Below are 1,126 nucleotides of genomic sequence, written 5' to 3' on the forward strand. Positions count from 1 at the left end.
TCGATTGGGTAAGCGACACAATATCTGAGATAAATGCTCGTAAAATGGGGCCTCATCCAGAAAAAAACGACAATGTCATAGCTATTGACGGCAAGGCTCTGCGTGGCTCACGTCCAGCTAAAGGCAAGAAGTTGGTCCATATGGTCAGTGCTTACAGTTCAGAACTTAAGCTTATATTAGGTTTTACCCCCGTTGATAAGAAGTCCAATGAGATTACTGCCATTCCCGAAGTTATCGATGTGCTTTTTCTCGAAGGAGCCTTGATTACCAGTGATGCCATGGGGTGTCAGAAAAATATTTGCAAAAAAATCATTGATAAAAAAGCTGATTACCTGCTCTGCGCCAAGGACAATCAGCCGACTCTGAGCAGTAATATCGAAGCATATTTTTCAAAGTACATTGAAGAACACCCGGATGATCCGGAACCTGCTGATGACGAACCAGCCTTTGCAGAATCGATGGAGAAAAATCGGGGGCGTCAAGAACACCGGCGTTGTTGGGTTTTTAACGACATTGAGGATATAGACCCCAAGCATGAGTGGCCTGGCCTTAAGCAGTTTTCGGTTATCCAGAGAGACAGATTGGTTGGTAAAAAACAAACAACTGAATTGCATTTTTATATAGAGAGCCGAGAGATGACAGCCTCCAGTGTGCTGGCAGCAGTACGCAATCATTGGAGTATAGAAAATGGACAACACTTGTCACTGGATGTCAGCTTTCAAGAAGATGCCTCTAAAATCCATGAGCGAACAGCGGCAAAGAACGTTGCGACTGTAAGGCGGTGGTGTTTTAATGTACACAAACAAAGTAGCCGGTTTGAGAAAGAGAGTATGTCAGGCCGGATTGAACTGGCAGGGTTAGATCAGGACTATCGAACCGAGCTGGTACTTGAGAAGTTTTATCCTGACTAAACAGCGAGTTTAAATTCAGGCTGCAGAAGCAGCACAAGGTACAAGCTTCGTGTGAGGCCGGTGGCTTTTTGTGTCAATTTTCCATATTTTGGTTTCTTTTCATCAATCCTGCCTAAAATACGCGCTGGATTGTCTGAGAATATTCGATCTGCAATGTTGGCAGTCATGAGCAGAGCAAAAATATGAACTATGGTGCATCTGATGCGACCACCCTG

The 1,126-nt window shown here is 44.3% G+C and carries 2 protein-coding genes; one reads left to right on the forward strand and one right to left on the reverse strand.

Annotation, left to right across the window (positions count from 1 at the left end; translation table 11 throughout):
• Positions 1–911: ISAs1 family transposase (locus ACO6V1_RS24135; RefSeq protein ID WP_422469168.1), on the forward strand; the 911-nt coding region annotated here is incomplete at its 5' end.
• Here the strand turns inward: ACO6V1_RS24135 and ACO6V1_RS24140 are convergent.
• Positions 908–1,126 (reverse strand): hypothetical protein (locus ACO6V1_RS24140; RefSeq protein ID WP_422469170.1); only part of this gene is annotated, 219 nt, incomplete at its 5' end. The two genes, ACO6V1_RS24135 and ACO6V1_RS24140, sit on opposite strands and share 4 nt — an antisense overlap.

Origin of the sequence: Endozoicomonas sp. ALC013 (genome assembly GCF_049310205.1) — a bacterium.
Classification (GTDB): Bacteria; Pseudomonadota; Gammaproteobacteria; order Pseudomonadales; family Endozoicomonadaceae; genus Endozoicomonas.